General features: G+C 69.4%; 11 protein-coding genes. 3 read left to right on the forward strand and 8 right to left on the reverse strand.

What is annotated here, in order from left to right; genetic code table 11:
• The first annotated feature begins 271 nt into the window (after positions 1-271).
• Positions 272-2404, forward strand: a complete 2133-nt coding sequence (gene fhuE / locus RSA25_RS03785) for a ferric-rhodotorulic acid/ferric-coprogen receptor FhuE (RefSeq protein WP_332807578.1) — start codon at positions 272-274, stop codon at positions 2402-2404.
• 208 nt (positions 2405-2612) lie between these two features.
• Here fhuE and RSA25_RS03790 read toward each other — a convergent pair whose 3' ends face one another.
• The 3 genes from RSA25_RS03790 to RSA25_RS03800 all read right to left on the reverse strand — a co-directional run bounded on the left by RSA25_RS03790 (position 2613) and on the right by RSA25_RS03800 (position 6946).
• Positions 2613-3239, reverse strand: a complete 627-nt coding sequence (locus RSA25_RS03790) for a LysE family translocator (protein WP_332807579.1) — start codon at positions 3237-3239, stop codon at positions 2613-2615.
• 212 nt (positions 3240-3451) lie between these two features.
• Positions 3452-6325, reverse strand: coding sequence for a TonB-dependent receptor (locus tag RSA25_RS03795; RefSeq protein WP_332807580.1), 2874 nt, complete (start codon positions 6323-6325; stop codon positions 3452-3454).
• A 213-nt stretch (positions 6326-6538) separates the two neighbouring features.
• On the reverse strand, positions 6539-6946 hold the full coding sequence (locus RSA25_RS03800) for a biopolymer transporter ExbD (protein WP_332807581.1): 408 nt from the start codon (positions 6944-6946) through the stop codon (positions 6539-6541).
• A 132-nt stretch (positions 6947-7078) separates the two neighbouring features.
• On the opposite strand from RSA25_RS03800, the gene RSA25_RS03805 reads away from it, so the two are divergent.
• A complete protein-coding gene (locus RSA25_RS03805) occupies positions 7079-9070 on the forward strand; it encodes a transglycosylase SLT domain-containing protein (protein WP_332807582.1) in 1992 nt (663 codons plus the stop codon).
• Positions 9071-9311: 241 nt separating this feature from the next.
• Entirely contained in the window at positions 9312-10544 is a 1233-nt protein-coding gene (locus tag RSA25_RS03810) for a multifunctional CCA addition/repair protein (RefSeq protein WP_332807583.1), read from the forward strand.
• Here the strand turns inward: RSA25_RS03810 and RSA25_RS03815 are convergent.
• The 5 genes from RSA25_RS03815 to RSA25_RS03835 all read right to left on the reverse strand — a co-directional run bounded on the left by RSA25_RS03815 (position 10541) and on the right by RSA25_RS03835 (position 17710).
• A complete protein-coding gene (locus RSA25_RS03815; RefSeq protein ID WP_332807584.1) occupies positions 10541-11740 on the reverse strand; it encodes a Fic/DOC family N-terminal domain-containing protein in 1200 nt (399 codons plus the stop codon). The two genes, RSA25_RS03810 and RSA25_RS03815, sit on opposite strands and share 4 nt — an antisense overlap.
• A 163-nt stretch (positions 11741-11903) precedes the next feature.
• Positions 11904-13352: a 2-dehydro-3-deoxy-6-phosphogalactonate aldolase gene (locus tag RSA25_RS03820; RefSeq protein WP_332807585.1), complete on the reverse strand. Its 1449-nt coding sequence runs from the start codon at positions 13350-13352 to the stop codon at positions 11904-11906.
• Positions 13349-14260 carry a 2-dehydro-3-deoxygalactonokinase gene (locus tag RSA25_RS03825; RefSeq protein WP_332807586.1) on the reverse strand — a complete coding sequence of 304 codons (912 nt, stop codon included), beginning with the start codon at positions 14258-14260 and terminating at the stop codon, positions 13349-13351. The genes RSA25_RS03820 and RSA25_RS03825 overlap by 4 nt, the downstream gene beginning before the upstream one ends.
• 8 nt (positions 14261-14268) lie before the next feature.
• Entirely contained in the window at positions 14269-15003 is a 735-nt protein-coding gene (locus tag RSA25_RS03830) for an SDR family oxidoreductase (protein ID WP_332807587.1), read from the reverse strand.
• Positions 15004-15034: 31 nt separating this feature from the next.
• Positions 15035-17710, reverse strand: a complete 2676-nt coding sequence (locus tag RSA25_RS03835) for a TonB-dependent receptor (RefSeq protein ID WP_332807588.1) — start codon at positions 17708-17710, stop codon at positions 15035-15037.
• Between the last annotated feature and the right edge of the window lie 36 nt (positions 17711-17746).

Genomic DNA, 17746 nt, shown 5'->3' on the forward strand with positions numbered 1-17746 from the left:
GGAGTTAAGCGGGTGGAACGGCGGCCAGGGGTCCGAGCGGGCGGCAGAATGCTTCAAGGCATCTGCCATCGATCCAAATGCGGTTGATGATGCGAATGATTCCTTTTAATATTGTGTGATCCCGGTCGCGCAGCGGATGCGCAGCCGGGCCCAGTTCGCGCCCGCGCAGCCCCCTCCAAGGCCCCGCCAGCCGCCCACTGCCCCCACTCTGTGTCGTCAGGCCACCGGGACGCCCGGCCAGACGCCTGCTGCCGCCTGCCTGGAACCGTCCATGACCCGTGCCTCCGTATCGCCCTCCCCTGCCCGCCTGCCGCATGCCCTGCTGATCGCGCTGTGCGCGCTGGCGGCCACGCCCGCCTTCGCCGAGGCCCCCGCCGACGATGCCACCACGCTGGACAAGGTGGTGGTCAAGGGCGAACGCGCCGAAGGCTATTCGGTGCGCCGGACCTCGGCTGGCACCCGCTTCGACCTGGCCCCGCGCGAGATCCCGCAGTCGGTGAGCATCATCAGCCACCAGCGCATCGAGGACCAGAACCTGGATGACATCCTGGACGTGCTGGCCAACACCACCGGCGTGACCAGCACCCAGTCCGACAGCGAGCGCACCGAGTTCTACGCGCGCGGCTTCTACATCGACAGCTACCAGTACGACGGCCTACCCACCCAGATGGTGCAGAACTGGAGCTACGGCGACTCCGGCCTGGACCTGGCCCTGTATGACCGCGTGGAAGTGGTGCGCGGCGCCACCGGCCTGCTCAGCGGCGCCGGCAATCCCTCGGCCTCGGTCAACCTGGTGCGCAAGCACGCCGACAGCGCCGAACTCACCGGCAGCGTGTCGCTCAACGTGGGCAGCTACGGCCGCACCCGCACCACCGTGGACGTGGGCAGCGCGCTGAATGCCAGCGGCACCGTGCGCGGCCGCGTGATCGGCAGCTACCTGGATACCGACGCGCAGATGGACCGCTACAACCAGCACAAGACGCTGGGCTATGCGGTGATCGACGCCGACCTGACCCCGGACACCCAGCTCAGTGTGGGCTACGACTACCAGCAGAAGCGCGCCAACGGCGCGACCTGGGGCGGCTTCCCGATGATGTATTCCGACGGCACCCCCACCGACTATTCCTCCGCGTTCAATCCGTCGCCGGACTGGACCTACTGGGACACCACCAGCAAGCGCGCGTTCGCCACGCTGCAGCATGGTTTCGCCAACGGCTGGAAGTTCAAGATCGGCGCCACCCACGACAAGACCGACGCCAACGACAAGCTGTTCTACCCGTCCTACACCGCGTTCAACAAGACCACCGGCGAGGGCATCACGCCGATGGCCGGTTACTACAACACCCACCGCAAGGTGGACAGCGTGGACGGCTACGTGGACGGCCCGTTCCAGCTCTTCGGCCGCGAGCACCAGTTCATGGCGGGCTTGAGCTACAACAAGCGCGAGTTCGCCAACTACGGTGATTTCCAGGTGGGCTGGGCGCCACTGGACAACTACCTGGGCTGGACCGGCAGCTTCCCCGAACCGAACTGGGCCCAGACCCTGCCGCTGCAGAGCCAGGGCACCATCACCCAGAAGGCCGGCTATGCCGCCGCCCGCCTGTCCCTGGCCGACCCGCTCAAGCTGATCCTCGGCGCGCGCTACACCGACTGGAAGAGCGAGGACGAAGGCAACGACCGCCAGCACAAGGTCACCACGCCGTACGCCGGCCTGGTCTATGACCTCAACGACACCTACTCCACCTATGCCAGCTACACCGAGATCTTCCAGCCGCAGACGCTGAAGAACCGCGAAGGCAGCTACCTGGACCCGGTGGATGGCAAGAGCTACGAGGTGGGCGTCAAGGCGGCCTGGTTCGACAGCCGCCTGAACGCCTCGCTGTCGGTGTTCCGCATCGAACAGGACAACGTGGGCCAGGCCACCGACGAACTGGTGATCGGCGGCACTGCCGGCGAGAAGGCCTACATCGCCGCGCGCGGCACCGTCAGCCGCGGTTTCGAGTTCGAGTTGAACGGCGAACTGGCCCCGGGCTGGAATGCCAGCTTCGGCGCGTCGCGTTACGTGGCCAAGGACATCAACGACGCCGACATCAACACCCGCCTGCCGCAGACCGCGATCAAGGCCTTCACCAGCTACACCCCGCAGACCCTGACCGACCTCACCGTGGGCGGTGGCGTGAACTGGCAGAACGGCATCTATTACGCGGTCAGCGGCGTGGGCCGGATCGAGCAGGACGGCTATGCCCTGGTGAGCGCGTTCGCCCGCTACAAGCTGGCGCCGCAGTTCAGCGTGCAGGTCAACCTCAACAACCTGCTGGACAAGAAGTACTACGCGCAGATCGGCGGCTACGGCGGCTACGGCGACGGCCGCAACGGCTCGATCAGCTTCAACTGGTCGTTCTAAGCGGTCATTGGTTGCGAGGTGGTGGCGCAGAGCGCCGGGCATTGCCCGGCGTTTTGCGTTCTGCACGGCGCGCGCGGGATGCGCAGCCACGCATGGCGTGGCGCTGGTTGGGGCGCGATGCGTCGGCCGGGAGCCGGTAGTGCCGGCCGCTGGCCGGCAACCTCATGAACGATGACGGTCTTGCCGGGTTGCCGGCCAGCGGCCGGCACTACGGCCGCGCGCGCAGCAGCGCCAGCCCGAAGCCGATGAAGATCGTGCCGACCACGCGGTCGAACACCTTGCGCAGCCCCGGCCGCGCCAGGTGGCTGGCCAGCCCGCGCCCGCCGGCCGCATACACCGCATACCAGAACATCTCCATCACCGCGAAAGTGCCCACCAGGATCACGAACTGCGGCAGCTGCGGCTGGGTGAGATCGACGAACTGCGGCAGGAATGCCGAGGCGAACAGCAGCAGCTTGGGGTTGCTGATGCCGATGATGAAGCCGTCGCGGAACAGGATGCGGCGCCGGGCCGGGGCAACGGCCTCGGGGCTGCCCACGTCCAGCGGCGCATCGCCACCACGCCAGGCCTTGATGCCCAGGTACACCAGGTAGGCAACGCCGGCATAGCGCAGCACGTCGAAGACCATCGGCGAGGCCTTGAGCACCGCACCCAGCCCCGCGGCGGAGATCGCCAGCGCCAGCACCAGCGCGCTGAGGCAGCCGGCCATCGCTGCCACGCTGCGGCGGAAACCCACGCGCACGCTGCGGGTCATCACGTGCAGCATGTTCGGGCCCGGCGTGCCGCACAGGACGAAAACGGTGATGGCGAAGATCCACCAGGTATGCAGGTTCATGGCAATGCGCTTGCAGAAGAAGGGGGGCCGGCCACTGGCCGGCTCCCCATGATGCCTGACGCAACAGGCCTGGGCGGCCACAACCACGCGCAATGGCCGGTTCTGGCCACACACCTGTCCGGTATCCAGGCGGCCAGGCATCGCCCGCGCCCAGCGAAAACCGCGGGGCGCCCGGTAAGCGCCCCGCGGCCCCGCACCTCATCCGGCCTCGATCAGAAGCGCAGGTCCGCGCGCAGATACCAGTAACGCCCGCGCGGGATGTCGTAGGTGGAGGCGTCGTAGCCGTTGAGCGAGCACGACAGGCAGATCGGCGGGTCCTTGTCGAACACGTTGTTCAACCCGGCGCTGAGCTGCAGGCCCTTCATCCAGTCGAACTTGTAGCCCACCTGCATGTCGTGGAAGGTGGTGGCATCGAGCGTGTTGGTGCCCGCCGTCTGGTCGCTGCACACCGGGAAGGCCACCGCGTCGCCGCAGTCTTCGGTCAGCTCGGAGATGTGGCGCACGGTCCAGGACGCACTCCACTTGTCCAGCGCCCAGCTCAGCGTGGCGTTGCTGGTCCACTCCGGGATCGAGCTGTCGGCTACTTCCACGCCCGGCTTCTGCGGCTGCCGCTGGCCGGCGGCGCCGAGGGCCTCGTAGCGGCCCACGAAGGTGTTCTGCCAGCCCAGCTTGAACTGGCCGATGTCGCTCTGCGGGAAGGTCCAGAACAGGTCCACGTCCCAGCCATCGGTCTTGATCGAGCCCAGGTTGGTGAGGCGGTTGTTGAAGCTGCTCACCGCACCGGTGGAGGCGCGGCCGATGCCGGCGCAGTAGATCGGGTCCAGGGTGTCCACGCACAGGTCGAGCTGGGTCTGGGCGTTGATGGCCTGGATGGCGCCTTCGATGGTGTGACGGTAGAAGGTCACTTCCACGTCGAAGCGCTCGGACCAGGCGGCATCGTTGCCGAACCACGGGCTCCACACGAAGCCGGCGCTGAAGCTGCGCGAGCGCTCCGGATCGAGCTCGGCGTTGCCGCCGGTGGTGACCGAGATCTGCGAGTTGGCCTGCTGGAAACCGGCCGGCACGCCAAGCGCGGCGCAGTTGGCCGGGTTGCCTCGCGGCGCGGTGCCGCCCAGCCCGATCGAGCACGGGTCGAACAGCTGCAGGTCCGCGCGCGCGGCCGAACCGTACAGCTCGCCGATGGACGGGGCACGGAAGCCTTCGGCGTAGCTGGTGCGCAGGACCAGGTCGTTGGTCACCTGCCAGCGCAGGCCGTACTTGGGGGTGAACTCGCCGCCGAAGGTGGAGTAGTCCGAATACCGCCCGGCCAGGCTCAGGTCGAGCTTCTCGCCGATCGCACTCTTGGCGAAGATCGGGATGCTCAGCTCCAGGTAGGCCTCGTTGACGTCGTAGGAACCGGAGGTGGGCAGCGACGGCACGCCGTTGTAATGGCCGATCACGGTGAGCGGATCGGGATCGTAGCGGCCCTCGTACTTGCGGTGCTCCAGGCCGGTGGCGAACGCGAGCGGGCCGGCCGGCAGGTTGAACAGCTCGCTGCTGAGGTTGGCGGTGAACAGGGTGAGTTCGTTCTGGCTGCGGTCGCGCACCACCGGCTGGATCCACGCCAGCATCGCCGGGGTGATCGACCCGGCGCCGCCGAAGATGTTCAGCGGCACGCAGCCGGGCGTGGCCGCGCAGATGGACGGATCGCCCAGGGCCATGTTGACCTTGAAGATGTCATAGCTGCCGTAGTTGGTCTGTTCGGCCTTGTTCTTGCTGTACATGCCGTTGACGTCCCAGAACCAGCTGCGGTCGCCCGCCTCGAACTGGCCGACCAGGCCGGTGGCGAAGTACTGGGTGTTGACCTCCTGCTCGAACACGCGCGCGCCGCCTTCCACCGGGCGCCGGCCGATCAGGCTCATGTTGCCCGAGGACACCAGGTCGAACCCGAACGGGTTGTACGGGTTGAGCGCGGACACCACGATGTTGTCGGCCAGCGGGTTGCCGGTGGCACCGTCGGGGCCGAAGAACAGCGGCTCGGGGCCGGCCTGGTTGGTCGATTCGCGGCGGTTGCCCAGCGCCTTGATGTACCACTGCACGTTGTCGGTGAGATCGAAGCGGAACTGGCCGAACAGGCCCTTACGTTCGGACGGGGTCAGCACCATGTTGTATTCGGCGAAGTTGAAGCGGTCCGCCGAGGTGAAGCAGTGGTAGTCGTCGGTGCGGCTGCACCCGGCGCTGCCGTCGTAGCGCGGGTTGCTCACCCCGGTGTTGGGCACGATGTCCTGCTCGGCGCCGGTGTTGGGGTCCACGAAGGCGAAGCGGCCCTGCGGGATGCCGCCGCTGCCGAAGGCCAGCCCGGTGCCCGGGATCGGGAAGCGCGACTGCTCGCGGTCGCGCGCATAGACCGGGTCCTGCTTGGTGAAGCTGGCCCCCAGGAACAGGGTGTAGCGGTCGCCGCTGGTGCCCCAGGCCAGGTCCACGCCCTTCTGGGTGCCATCGCCCTTGCCGTACTCGCCGTAGTTGAGCGTGACCTGGGCGCCATCGAACTGGCGCCGGGTGATGATGTTGACCACGCCGGCGATGGCGTCAGAGCCATACAGCGAGGAGGCGCCGTCCTCGAGCACTTCGATGCGCTCCACGATCGCCAGCGGAATGGTGTTGAGATCGGTCGCCGCGCCCACGCCGGAGGCCGAGGATTCGTTGACCCAGCGGATGCCATCCACCAGCACCAGCACGCGCTTGGCGCCGAGGTGGCGCAGATCGACCTGGGCCGAGCCGGCGCCCACGCCGCTGCCATCGGGCGGGAAGCCGAAGTTGCCGGAGGAATTGAATTTGGCATTCAGCGCCGAACCGGAGCCGGTGAGCTGCTGCAACACCTCGCCGATGGAGTTCATGCCGGTGCGCTCGATCTCGGCGCGGGTGAGGGTCTGGATCGGGACCTGCCCTTCCACTTCGGCGCGCTTGATGCGGCTGCCGGTGACCTCCACGCGGTCCAGCTCGGTGGTGGCGCGGGATGTTTCCTGCGCGCCGGCCAACGCCGGGGCGGCCAACAACAGGCACAGCGATACAGCGACCGCCAACGGGCGGTGGTGCAGGTCGTTCATTCGCTCTCTCTCCAAAGCAATGTTGGGCGGGGACCGCCACGCCCTCCTTCGCGGCAGCGTCTCCTTTGTAAACAAACGGTAAAGTCGGCGTCGTGATGAGCGACACTTTTTCACGCCGGTGCGACAAATCCGAACAGGCGACATGCAGGCGCCCCAACGCAAAACGCCCCTGCAGGCAGGGGCGTCGTTGATGCACTGCAATGCGGCGCGGCGCTACTGGACGAAGGCGATCCGCTCCAGGCGGGCGTTGTTGGCGGCGGCCAGCACCTTGGCCATCACCTCGTACTCGGCGTTGGGGTCGGTGGCGATGCGCAGCTCGGGCAGGTTGCCGGCATGGGTCTGCGCCTGCGCCTGCATGCGCGCCTGCAGGCTGGCCACCGGCACCGCCTGCCCGTTCCAGCTGACCTGGTTGGACGCATCCACGCGCAGCTCGATCGGCGGCGGCGGCTCGATGGGCGGGGCCACGGTGGTCGTGCGTTGCGGCAGGTTGACCGGGATGGGCAGGGACACCATCGGGGCGGTCACGATGAAGATGATCAACAACACCAGCATCACATCGACCAACGGGGTGACGTTGATCTCGGCCAGTGGTTTGGATGTCGACGCTGCGCTGAATGCCATGTCTGCGTTCTCCCTGGAGCGGGGTGCCCCACGGCCGACAGTACGCCTGCGGCCGCCGCGCCTGGCGGGGCTGTCTAGCGCTCGTTCATGATCGAGTCGGCTTGCCCTCACCGCCGTTCACCCCGCGCCGTTATGCTTTCGGCCATGACTCGACTTCCCCTGTATTTCCTGAGTGCTTCCGTCCTGCTGGCCTGCACGGGGGTCAGCCCGGTGGCCGACGCCCAGAACCTGGATGCGCAGCGCGCCCAGCTCAAGGCGGCCATCGACAACGCCGAGCGCGGCCAGTACGACCCGGCCCAGGCCGCCGCGCTGGCCCGGCACCCGCTGTATGGCTGGCTGGAATACACCAACCTGCGCCGCAACATCGATACCGTGGGCACCGCCCAGGCCCAGGACTTCCTCAAGCGCTACAACGGCCAGGCCGTGGCCGGCAGTTTCCGCAGCGTGTGGCTGCCGGCGCTGGCCCGTCGCCAGGACTGGCCGACCCTGCTGGCCAACTGGGCGCCCACCGACAATGTCGGCCTGCGCTGCGCCCAGCTCAATGCACGCCAGGCCACCGGCAAGGCCGACGCGCAGTGGACCAGCGAGGCCCAGGCGATCTGGCGCAGCACCGGCAAGTCGTTGCCCGATGCCTGCGATGCGGTGTTTGCCGTGCTCGATGCCAAGGGTGGGCTGACCACCGAGCTGCGCTGGGCACGCATCGATGCGGCCGCCGACGCGCAGCAACCGGCGGTGATGCGCAGCGCCGCACGCGGCCTGCCCGCCGCCGACCTGGCCCTGGCCAACACCTATGCCGGCTTCGTCGACAAGCCCAATGCCAGCGCGATGAACTGGCCGCGCAACGAACGCAGCCGGCGCATCGCCACCGATGGCCTGGCCAAGCTGGCCAAGGCCGATCCGGCCGCCACCGAACAGCAGCTGCCGCAATACGCGTCGGCGTTGCAGTTGAGCGGCGACCAGCAGGCCCAGGTGCTGTACCAGATCGCGTTGTGGACCGTGGCCAGCTACGGGCCGGAGTCGGCGCGACGCTTGAACGCGGTGCCCGAGGCGGCCTATGACGAACGCCTGCACGAGTGGCGCGCGCGCGAGGCGATGTCGCGCGGCGACTGGCCGCAGGCGCTGACCGCGATCCGCAAGATGGGCGCCCCCCAGCGCAGCGACTCGCGCTGGCGTTACTTCGAGGCGCGCATGCTGGAGAAGACCGGCAAGCGCGGCGAGGCGCAGCCGCTGTACCGCGAGGCGGCCCGCGCGGCCACCTTCCACGGCTTCCTGGCGGCCGACCAGCTCGGCCAGTCCAGTTACACGCTGTGCCCGGTGGAACCCAACGACAGCGCCCAGGCCCAGGCCGCGGTGGCGCGCGACCCGGCCATCGTCCGCGCGATGGAGCTGTTCAAGATCGAACGCAGCGGCTGGGCGGTGGCCGAGTGGAACGATGCGCTGAGCCGCTATGACGCCACCCAGCGCCGCATCGCGGTGGAAGTGGCACGCGACAACGGCTGGTTCGATCGTGCGGTGTTCTCGCTGGGCAAGACCCCGGACGAGCAGCGCCTGTATTCGCTGCGCTTCCCGCTGCACCACGACGAGGCGATCCGCCGCGAGTCGGCGCGCAATGCGATCGACCCGGCCTGGGTGGCCGCCGAGATCCGCGCCGAGAGCATCTTCAACCCGAAGGCACGCTCGCCGGCCAACGCGATGGGCCTGATGCAGGTGCTGCCGGCCACCGGCGCCAGCGTGGCCAAGTCGATCGGGCTGAGCAACTACGGCGGCGCGGCCAGCCTGTACGACCCGGACACCAACATCGCCCTCGGCACGGCCTACCTGCGCCAGCTGATGAACAAATACGAGGGCCTGCCCTACGTCACCATCGCCGCCTACAACGCTGGCCCCACGCCCACCGCGCGATGGCAGGCCCAGCGCCCCGGCTTCGATCCGGACATCTGGATCGAGACCATCAGCTACAAGGAAACGCGCGAATACGTGGCCCGTATCCTGGCCTTCAGCGTGATCTACGACTGGCGCTTGAACGGCAACGCCCTGCCGGTCACCGACCGCATGAACGGCCGCCTTCAGGCCAAGCGCAAGACCTTCGCGTGCGCCGCCAACGCAGACAAGGGCGGCGACTGACCGCCGCCCCGGTAGTGCCGGCCGCTGGCCGGCTCTTCGCCATGCCCGAAGATTCCCAGGAGCCGGGTCAGCCCCGCCGCGTGGCCGTATCTACCAACCCCCCAAATAACCCCTCGAGCGCCCCCGCGCCCGCCACTACCGGATGCCCCGAAGATTCCCAGGAGCCGGCCAGCGGCCGGCACAACGTCCACGGGCCGGCATCGGTTCGCATCGCCTTGGCCCACTGCGGCATCATGGGCACATGAAGATCTATCTCGTGGGCGGCGCCGTGCGCGACCGCCTCTTGCAGCAGACCCCCGGCGACCGTGACTGGGTGGTGGTGGGCTCCAGCCAGGCGCAGATGGAAGCGCAGGGCTACAAGGCGGTGGGCCGCGACTTCCCGGTGTTCCTGCACCCGGACACGGGCGAGGAATATGCGCTGGCCCGCACCGAGCGCAAATCCGGCCGCGGCTACCGCGGCTTCGTGGTCGATGCCGATCCCTCGGTGACCCTGGAAGAGGACCTGCTGCGCCGCGACTTCACCATCAACGCCATCGCCTGCGACGAGGCGACCGGCACACTGGTGGACCCCTATGGCGGCGCGGATGACCTCCAGCAACGCGTGCTCCGGCACGTGGGGCCGGCCTTCGTGGAAGACCCGTTGCGCGTGCTGCGCGCGGCCCGCTTCATGGCGCGCCTGGCACCGCTGGGCTTTACGGTGGCGCCGGACACCATGGCGCTGATGCGCCAGATCGCCGACAGCGGCGAGCTGGATGCGCTCGTGCCCGAACGCGTGTGGCAGGAACTGCGCCGCGCCCTCACCTGCGCCCGCCCCTCGGCCTTCCTGCGCACGCTGCACGAGGCCGGCGCGTTGCGCGCGATCCTGCCCGAACTGGAGGCCCTGTACGGGGTGCCGCAACGGGCCGAGTTCCATCCCGAAGTGGACACCGGCGTGCACCAGGAAATGGTCAGCGACATGGCCGCGCGCCTGGCGCCCGGCAATGACCTGATCGGTTTCGCCGCGCTCACCCACGACCTGGGCAAGGGCCTGACCCCGCCGGCGGAATGGCCGCGCCACCTCATGCATGAGCAGCGCGGCCTGGCGCCGCTGCAGGCCCTGTGCGACCGCCTGAAAGTGCCGCTGGACCATCGGCAGCTGGCCGAGGCGGTGTGCCGCGAGCACCTCAACGTGCACCGCATCGACGAGCTGCGCAACAGCACGGTGCTGGCGCTGCTGGGCCGCTGCGATGGTTTCCGCCGGCCCGAGCGCATCGCGCAGATCGCGCTGTGCTGCGAGGCTGACAAGCGCGGCCGGCTCGGTTTCGAAGACAGCGACTACCCACAGGGCGCCACGCTGCGGCAATTGCACCAGGCCGCCCTGGCCATCCAGGCCCGCGACCTGGACCTGACCCACCTCAAGGGCCCGGCCGTGGGCGAGCAGCTGGCCAAGGCCCGGACCCAGGCGATCGCCGCCGCGCGCGGCGCCGTGGGTTAGCGGGGGCGGCCATGGCCCGGGCGGCGCGGCGGCTCGGACAACCGGGCCAGCACCTGCGCGGCGTGGAACACGCGGCCCCATCGGCGCCCGTCCCCCGGGTCCACCAGGATGCCCTTGTCCACCAGCAGGCGGACCGCCGCCGAGGCCGTGGGCATCGAGACAGCCAGCAGTTCGGCCACCTGCCGGATCGAGACGATCGGTGAGGCGATCAACAGATCCGGCAAGCGGCGTGCGGCGGCATCGGTACGCAGGCTTGCCAGTTGCAGCTCCCAACCGCGCTTGATGGATGCCATATCCTGGCCCAGCGCCATCGCGTCCTCGCACGACTCGCTCACCGCCGTCGCCAGCAGCGTCACCCACGCATCCCATTGGCCCCGGAGCTGCACGCTGGCCAGGCAGTCGTAGTAATGCTGCCGGTTGCGCAGCAACGTGCCGGACAGATAAAGCGGTGGCAGCGCTTCGGCCGCCAGGATCAGCGGCAACAGCAGGCGCCCGGTGCGGCCATTGCCGTCTTCGTAGGGATGGATGGTTTCAAACTGCGCATGGGCGATCGCCAGTTGCGCGGTGATGACCAGCGCGTACTGCTCGTCTTCGGCAGGCTGGTACTGCAGCATGCTGGCGATGAACTCCTCCATCAGCGTCGGCACTGCGGCCGGTGGCGCCGGCACCAGCGTTGCGTCTTCGATGCGGAGCCCGCCGATCCAGACCTGATGCCGGCGGTACTGCCCGCCAAGGAACGGCGCCGGCTTGTCCTGCATCAACACCTGATGCAGGCGATGCACCATCGCGGCGCTCAACGCCGGGCGCCCCTGCTGCTGGACCGCCTCCAGCCCCAACCGCAGCGCCTGCACGTAGCGCCCGGTTTCCTGGACGTCCGCCGGTAGTCCTTCGGTGCCGCGGGTCGCCTGGTAGGTCAGCAGGTCGGACAAGGTGGCGTGGGTGCCCTCGATCTGCGAACTCTGCACCGCCTCGCGTTGCTGCAATGCGCGCGACAGCGGCTGGTCCAGCCCGGTCCGGGCCAGGTATCCCTGCAGGCGTGCGATGGCCAACTCCGCCTCCCGCAGCGCCGCCCGGGCGGTTGGACCGATGTCGAGGTTGCGCGGGGTCGGCGGTGCCACCAGGGCGCTGACGTGGGGCCGGTCGTCACAGGCCACCAGATAGCGGCGGCGGTCGGCCGAAAGATCGGTCTTCCTCATGGCGCCATCCTTTCAAAGCATCCGGAGAAATGAAAGGATAACCCAATAACCTTTCAAAGCCCCCCGACGCTTTGAATGGTTATCCGGCCCCGATCGAATGCCCGAAATACGCCAGAAGCCCCGTCGGCCGGGGCTTTCCGCATCACCGCCCCACGCTCTTCGCTCAGCACTGCACCATGAACAGCCCGCCGGAATGCGGGTACCGTGCCAGCTCGCGCTCGCCCAGCCGTGCCCGTGCGGTGCTGATATACAGCCGCCGCGCGTCGTCGAAACACAGCGCGCCCACGTGCAGCGCAGCCACCGGCACCGTGCGCAGGATCGCGCCGTTGGCGGCCAGCTCGACCACCGCCGCCCCGCCCCACATCGCCACCCACAGGTGGCCGTCCGCTGCCATTGCCAGCCCGTCGGGCTTGCCGGGCACGCCGAGGAAATCGGTGACCACCTTCGGTTCGCCCAGGCTGCCGGCGCGGGGGTCGGCCGGATAGGCCAGCAACGTGCGCGCCAGGGTGTCGATCACGAACAGCGTGCCGCCGTCGGCCGAGAACACCATGCCGTTGGCCACCCCCAGGCCATCGGCGACCTGGCGTGCGGGCGCATCCACCGAGGGCGCATGGAACAGCGCGCCGCGCCCGGCCAGCAGGCCTCGGTGCATCGACCCGGCCCACAGCCCGCCGTGCGCGTCCACGGTCATGTCGTTGAGCCGGCACCCGGCGCCCACGGCAATGGCCGGACCGGGCCGCAGCGCGCCATCGTGGCCCACCTGCACGAAGTGTTCTTCGCCATTGCCCACCCACTGCCCGTGCGACAGACCCAGCGACCAGACCGGCTCGGACAGCGCAATCCGCTCGCAGGCCTGCCCGTCCCAGCGCAGCAGGCAGGGCACGGTGGGGTCCACCCACAGCACCGCGCCATCGGCGTCCACCACCGGCGACTCGCCGACCGTGGTGCGCGCATCGTGCAGCAGCGTGCTGCTGGCCGGTGCCGCTGCCTGCAGGGCCTGCACCCAGCGCCGCGCGCGCGCGCCCACCTCGGCGGCACTGCGCCCGGGCGCGTACAGGTCCGTGCCCACCCCGAAGGCATCCACGCCGGCGGCGGCGAAGGCATGCACCTGCGCCGGGGCGGCGCCGCCCACCGCGATCAGGCGGATGCCGGCCGGCAGCACCGCGCGCAGGGCCGACAGCGTCGGCAGCGCAGTGTTGGCGGGAAACGCCTTGAGGTGGCGCGCGCCCGCGGCGATCGCGGCGAAGGCTTCGGTGGCGGTCGCAAAGCCCGGCAACGGCAGCATGCCGTGGCGCAGCGCGGCGGCGATGACCGCCGGATCGGTGTTGGGCGCCACGCAGAACGCGCAGCCGGTGGCGGCCAGCCGTTCCACCTGCGCCACCTCGAGCACGGTGCCCGCGCCGATCAGCATGCGGCCGTCGAACTGCGCAGCCAGGCGCTCGATGGTGGTGAACGGATCGGGCGAGTTGAGCGGCACTTCGGCCAGTGTCACGCCGGCCTCGTACAGGGCCTGCACGACGTCGCCGGCATCGTCGGCCGACAACCCGCGCAGGATCGCGATCAGGCGCGTGTCGGCCAGCGCGCGCTCGAAGGCGGCATGGCGGGCGCTCATGCCAACGCCTCGGCGGCCTGGTGCAGCGCATGGAAGCCACGCGTGGAGGCCGCATGCGAGGCGATGCCGTGGCCCTGCCCGCCCAGCGCCTGCACGGCGTGTGCGTACAGGCTGCACACCGGCGCGGCCCCCACCAGCGGAATATCGTGCGCGAGCGCTGCCGGCCACAGCCGCACCACGTCGGCCAGCTCGGCGCCGATCAGCACCCCGCGCAGGTAGGAAGCGCCGTCGCGCCGCGCCAGGTCGCCACGGATCACCCGCGCGCGCGCGCCGAACAGCAGCGTGCCCAGGCCCGCGCCATGGTGCCCGGCCTGCACGCCGGCCCGGAACGCCGGGCCATCCTCGGCGGGGCCATCCACCACCGAGGCCAGCAGGCCGGCCGCGGTAAGACGGTCGAAGATCTCGCCGGACATCGCGGTGACAAACGACGCCACTGCGCCGTCCTGCAACTGCACCCACTTGCTGTGCGTGCCCGGCAGCGCGACCAGGCCGTTGGCCGGCAGCGCACCGGCGGCGATCAGCCCCAGCAGTTCGGTTTCCTCCCCGCGCATGATGTCCGGCGCGCCGTCGGCGCGGCGGCACGCCAGCCCCGGCACGATGGCCACCGCATGCGCGCCGATCTGCGTGCGATGCAGGTGCGCGGCCAGCACGTCCAGCGCGGCCGGGCACTCCACGTAACCGGCATCGCGCCAGCCGATGTTGGAGCCGATCATGCCGCTGGCGTAGATCCGCGCGGCGTGCGGCCATTGCGCCACCACCTCTTCCAGCAGCGCCTGCATCTGCGCACGCTCCAGCCCGGCGATGCCGCGTGGCTGTTCGATGCGGCCGCTGACGGTGCCGTCCAGGCCGATCCGGAACGCGCGGAAATTGCTGCTGCCCCAGTTGATGCCGATGATGTACGGGTCCACGTGTGTCCTCATTGCCGTGTGATGCCGGCGCCACCATCGAGCGGGATCACCGCGCCGGTGATCCAGGCGCTGCGGGGCGAGGCCAGGAACAGCGCCAGCTCGGCCGCGTCCCCGGGCGTGCCCAGCCGTCCCAGCGGGTGGCGGGTGATGTTGCGCGCGCGGGCGGCGGCGGGGTCGTCGCTGCGGGCGAAGCCGGCCTGCAGCATGGGGGTGTCCACCGACGCCGGGGCGATGCAGTTGACCCGGATGCCGTCGGCGGCAAACTCCTGCGCGGCGGTGCGTGCCAGCTGCTCCAGCGCCGCCTTGGAGGCGGCGTAGGCGGCCAGACCCGGGGTCGCGAAGCGGGCGTTGATGGACGACACCAGCACGATGCTGCCGCCCCGGCCGCGCATGCCCGGCACCACCTGGCGGATCACCCGCAACGCGCCCAGCACGTTGACGGTATAGACCTCCAGCCACAGGGCATCGTCCCCGTCCAGGGTGGCGCCGGGCGGGCAGATACCCGCGCAATGCACCAGCGCATCGAACGGTCCGAGGCGGCCGGCCAGGTCGGCCACCGCCGCGCCCACGGCGGCGGCATCGCGCAGGTCGGCCACGGCACTGGCATCGGCCGTGGCGGCGCTGCGGTCCAACGCGGCCACGCGGGCCCCGTCGGCCTGCAGCCGCGCCACCACCGCCGCGCCGATTCCACTGGCGGCGCCGGTCACCAGCACCGCCCTGCCCTGCATCGTCACCTCGTTCATCGACTGCCTGCTCCCCGCAGATACCGCGTGCTCAGAACCGGTAGGTCAGGCTGGCCTTGTAGGACCGCCCGAACACCACGTTGGTACGCAGGCCCTCGGGATAGCCGTCGAAGGTGCGCTGCTCGCTGTCCAGCAGGTTGTTGCCTTCCAGCTTCAGGGACAGGCGATCGCTGAAATCGTAGCTCATCGATGCCGACAGGTCCTTGTAGGTGTCGTTGTAGATGCCGGTGGAGGCGGCCGACAGACCGACCAGGTACTCGTCGCGCCAGTTGTAGGCCACGCGGATGCCGAACGGGCCGTTCTCGTAGTAGCCGATCAGGTTGGCGTTGTTCTTGGACAGCCCCGGGAAGGTCATGGCATTGCCGTTGACGTCGGTGATCGGGGTTTCCGAGTCGATCCAGGTGTAGGTGGCCACCACGCCGAAGCCATCGAGCATGCCGGTGAGCGGCACCTGCGCCAGCAGCTCCACGCCCTTCACCTTGGCGCTGTCGCCGTTGATCTTGCGCAGCACCAGGTAGTTGGTGTTGTTGTAGGTTTCCGCGCTCTGGCGCTGCACGATGAAGGTGGAGACATCCTTGTAGAACAGGCCGGCCGAGAGCAGCCCCTGGCCGCCGTAGTACCACTCCAGCGACAGGTCGTACTGGGTGGCCTTGAACGGGTCCAGGTCCGGCGCGCCGCCGCTGCCGGTACCCGGCGAGGTCTGCACGCCGTTGGCATCGAACACGGCGTTGTTGTTGAGGGTGACGCCGTTGTTGAGGTCTTCGGTGTTGGGGAAGGCCACCACCTTGGCCGCGCCACCGCGCAGCACCAGGCTGTCGGTGATCTGCAGCTTGGCCACGGCCGAGGGCAGCACCTCGCGGTCGTCGCGCTTGAAGCTGGAGGCGGTGAGTGCGCCGGTGCCGCTGATCAGGTTGCCGCGCGAGGTCAGGTCGCGGTCGACCATGCGCACGCCGACGTTGCCGCCCAGTGGCATGCCGCCCACTTCGGTGTCCCAGTCCAGCTTGGCGTAGGCCTCCAGGAAATCCTCGTCCACCCGGAAGGTGGCGGCATAGGCCAGGGCGGTGTTGGCCGGGTCCAGGCACTGCGCGTTCTGCGCGATCTGCGGCAGCGTGGTGAAACTCCCGCAACCGCCGAAGGTGCTGCGGAACGCGCCGAGGTACTCACGCGGCAGGCCGCTGAACTCGCCCGGCAGGAAGTCGTCATTGCGGTACACGCGGATGTACGGCGCCATCTGCGAGACCGGAATGCCGCCGGCCGGGCGGATGTCGGCGCGGCGCGGGTCCTGCACGCTTTCCAGGCGGTTGAAGCGCGCGCCGAAGTCCAGCGAACGCAGCACGCCGTCGCCGAAGGCCAGGCTCCAGTCGGTGCGCAGCGCGCGCGAATCGGTCTGTGCGCGCCAGTCGTTGTCGAACATGATCGTCATGCGCCACTGCGACGGATCGGTGAGGTCCACGCCGCTGACGTTGAAGCTGCCGAAGCTGCCGCTGCGCAGGTCGAAGTCGGTGATCGAGGTGCGCCCCGCCACCGGGGCCAGGCGCATGTAACGCTGGTTGTAACTGGCGGTGGAACGGCCCCAGTCCAGCTCGGCCGAGCCGTCCAGGCGGTCGCCGACGCGGAAGCTGGCGCGCAGTGCGCTGGACAGCGTGTCCGAATCGATGTCGGCCACTTCGGTGTTGAGCAGCACCGTGCCGGTGGAGCGCCCGGCCAGCAGGATGTCGTGGTCCGAATAGACCGCATTGCTCAGCCCCGCCGAGGGATTGAACGCGATCCAGTAGCGATCGCGCTCGGCCTTCTGCCGTGAGTAGAAGGTGTCCCAGGTGAGCTCCACGCCATCGGCCGGGCGCCACTGCAGCACCGCGCTGACCCCCACCTTGGTGCGGTCGTCGTCGATGTTCTGCGCGCGCATGTCGGTGCTGCCGAAGCGGCTGCGGGTGGGGTCGGTGGGATCGGTGTAGCGGGCATAGCCGGAGAACGTGTCCAGGCCCTGCTGGACCACGTTGCGGCGCCCGTAGGTGGCGGTCAGCAGCGCGCCGAACGTGCGCGATTCGTTGCGCCGCGACAGCAGCCCGAAGGCGTTGTGGCCCCAGGCATCGGACATCTCGTCGTAGGTGCCGGCCAGGCTGACCACGTTCTGGTCGCTGTCCCCGGACAGCGGCTGGCGGGTATGGATGTCCACGATGCCGCCGAGGCCGCCGGAGAGCTGGTCGGCGCCGGCCAGCTTGGTCACTTCCAGCCGCGAGATCAGTTCGGACGGCACCAGCGACAGCAGGCCGTAGGTGGAGGTGGCCAACTGGTCCAGGCCGTTGCCGCCGCGCCCGGTGGCATCCACGATCTGGCGGCCGTTGTAGAGCAGCACGTTTTCCTTCAGGCCGCGCACCAGGATGTCGCTGCCCTCGCCCATGCCGCGCTCGATCTGCACGCCGGCCACGCGGCCCAGCGATTCGGCCACGTTGGTATCGGGCAGCTTGCCGATGTCATCGGCCACGATCGCATCGACGATCTGCGCCGAATCGCGCTTGAGGTCGCGCGAGGCTTCCAGGCTGCCACGGATGCCCACCACGCTGACCGCATCCAGGGTCTGCGCCTGGTCCTGCGCGGTGGCCGTGGCCGGGTCGGTTGCGGGCGCCTGCTGCGCCGAGGCCATCAATGGCGCCAGCAGGCAGGTGCCCACCGCGGTGAACAACATCGAACGTCGAAAACTACGCATGTGTTGGGCCCTCTCCCAAAAGTGGGGACCGGTTCG

Origin of the sequence: Stenotrophomonas sp. (assembly GCF_036662295.1) — a bacterium.
GTDB lineage: Bacteria > Pseudomonadota > Gammaproteobacteria > Xanthomonadales > Xanthomonadaceae > Stenotrophomonas.

Bases quoted from the DNA above. Each gene is read 5' to 3' on its own strand.
- fhuE (WP_332807578.1), top strand. From the start codon at position 272: ATGACCCGTGCCTCCGTATCGCCCTCCCCTGCCCGCCTGCCGCATGCC.
- RSA25_RS03790 (WP_332807579.1), bottom strand. From the start codon at position 3,239: ATGAACCTGCATACCTGGTGGATCTTCGCCATCACCGTTTTCGTCCTG.
- RSA25_RS03795 (WP_332807580.1), bottom strand. From the start codon at position 6,325: ATGAACGACCTGCACCACCGCCCGTTGGCGGTCGCTGTATCGCTGTGC.
- RSA25_RS03800 (WP_332807581.1), bottom strand. From the start codon at position 6,946: ATGGCATTCAGCGCAGCGTCGACATCCAAACCACTGGCCGAGATCAAC.
- RSA25_RS03805 (WP_332807582.1), top strand. From the start codon at position 7,079: ATGCTTTCGGCCATGACTCGACTTCCCCTGTATTTCCTGAGTGCTTCC.
- RSA25_RS03810 (WP_332807583.1), top strand. From the start codon at position 9,312: ATGAAGATCTATCTCGTGGGCGGCGCCGTGCGCGACCGCCTCTTGCAG.
- RSA25_RS03815 (WP_332807584.1), bottom strand. From the start codon at position 11,740: ATGAGGAAGACCGATCTTTCGGCCGACCGCCGCCGCTATCTGGTGGCC.
- RSA25_RS03820 (WP_332807585.1), bottom strand. From the start codon at position 13,352: ATGAGCGCCCGCCATGCCGCCTTCGAGCGCGCGCTGGCCGACACGCGC.
- RSA25_RS03830 (WP_332807587.1), bottom strand. From the start codon at position 15,003: ATGAACGAGGTGACGATGCAGGGCAGGGCGGTGCTGGTGACCGGCGCC.
- RSA25_RS03835 (WP_332807588.1), bottom strand. From the start codon at position 17,710: ATGCGTAGTTTTCGACGTTCGATGTTGTTCACCGCGGTGGGCACCTGC.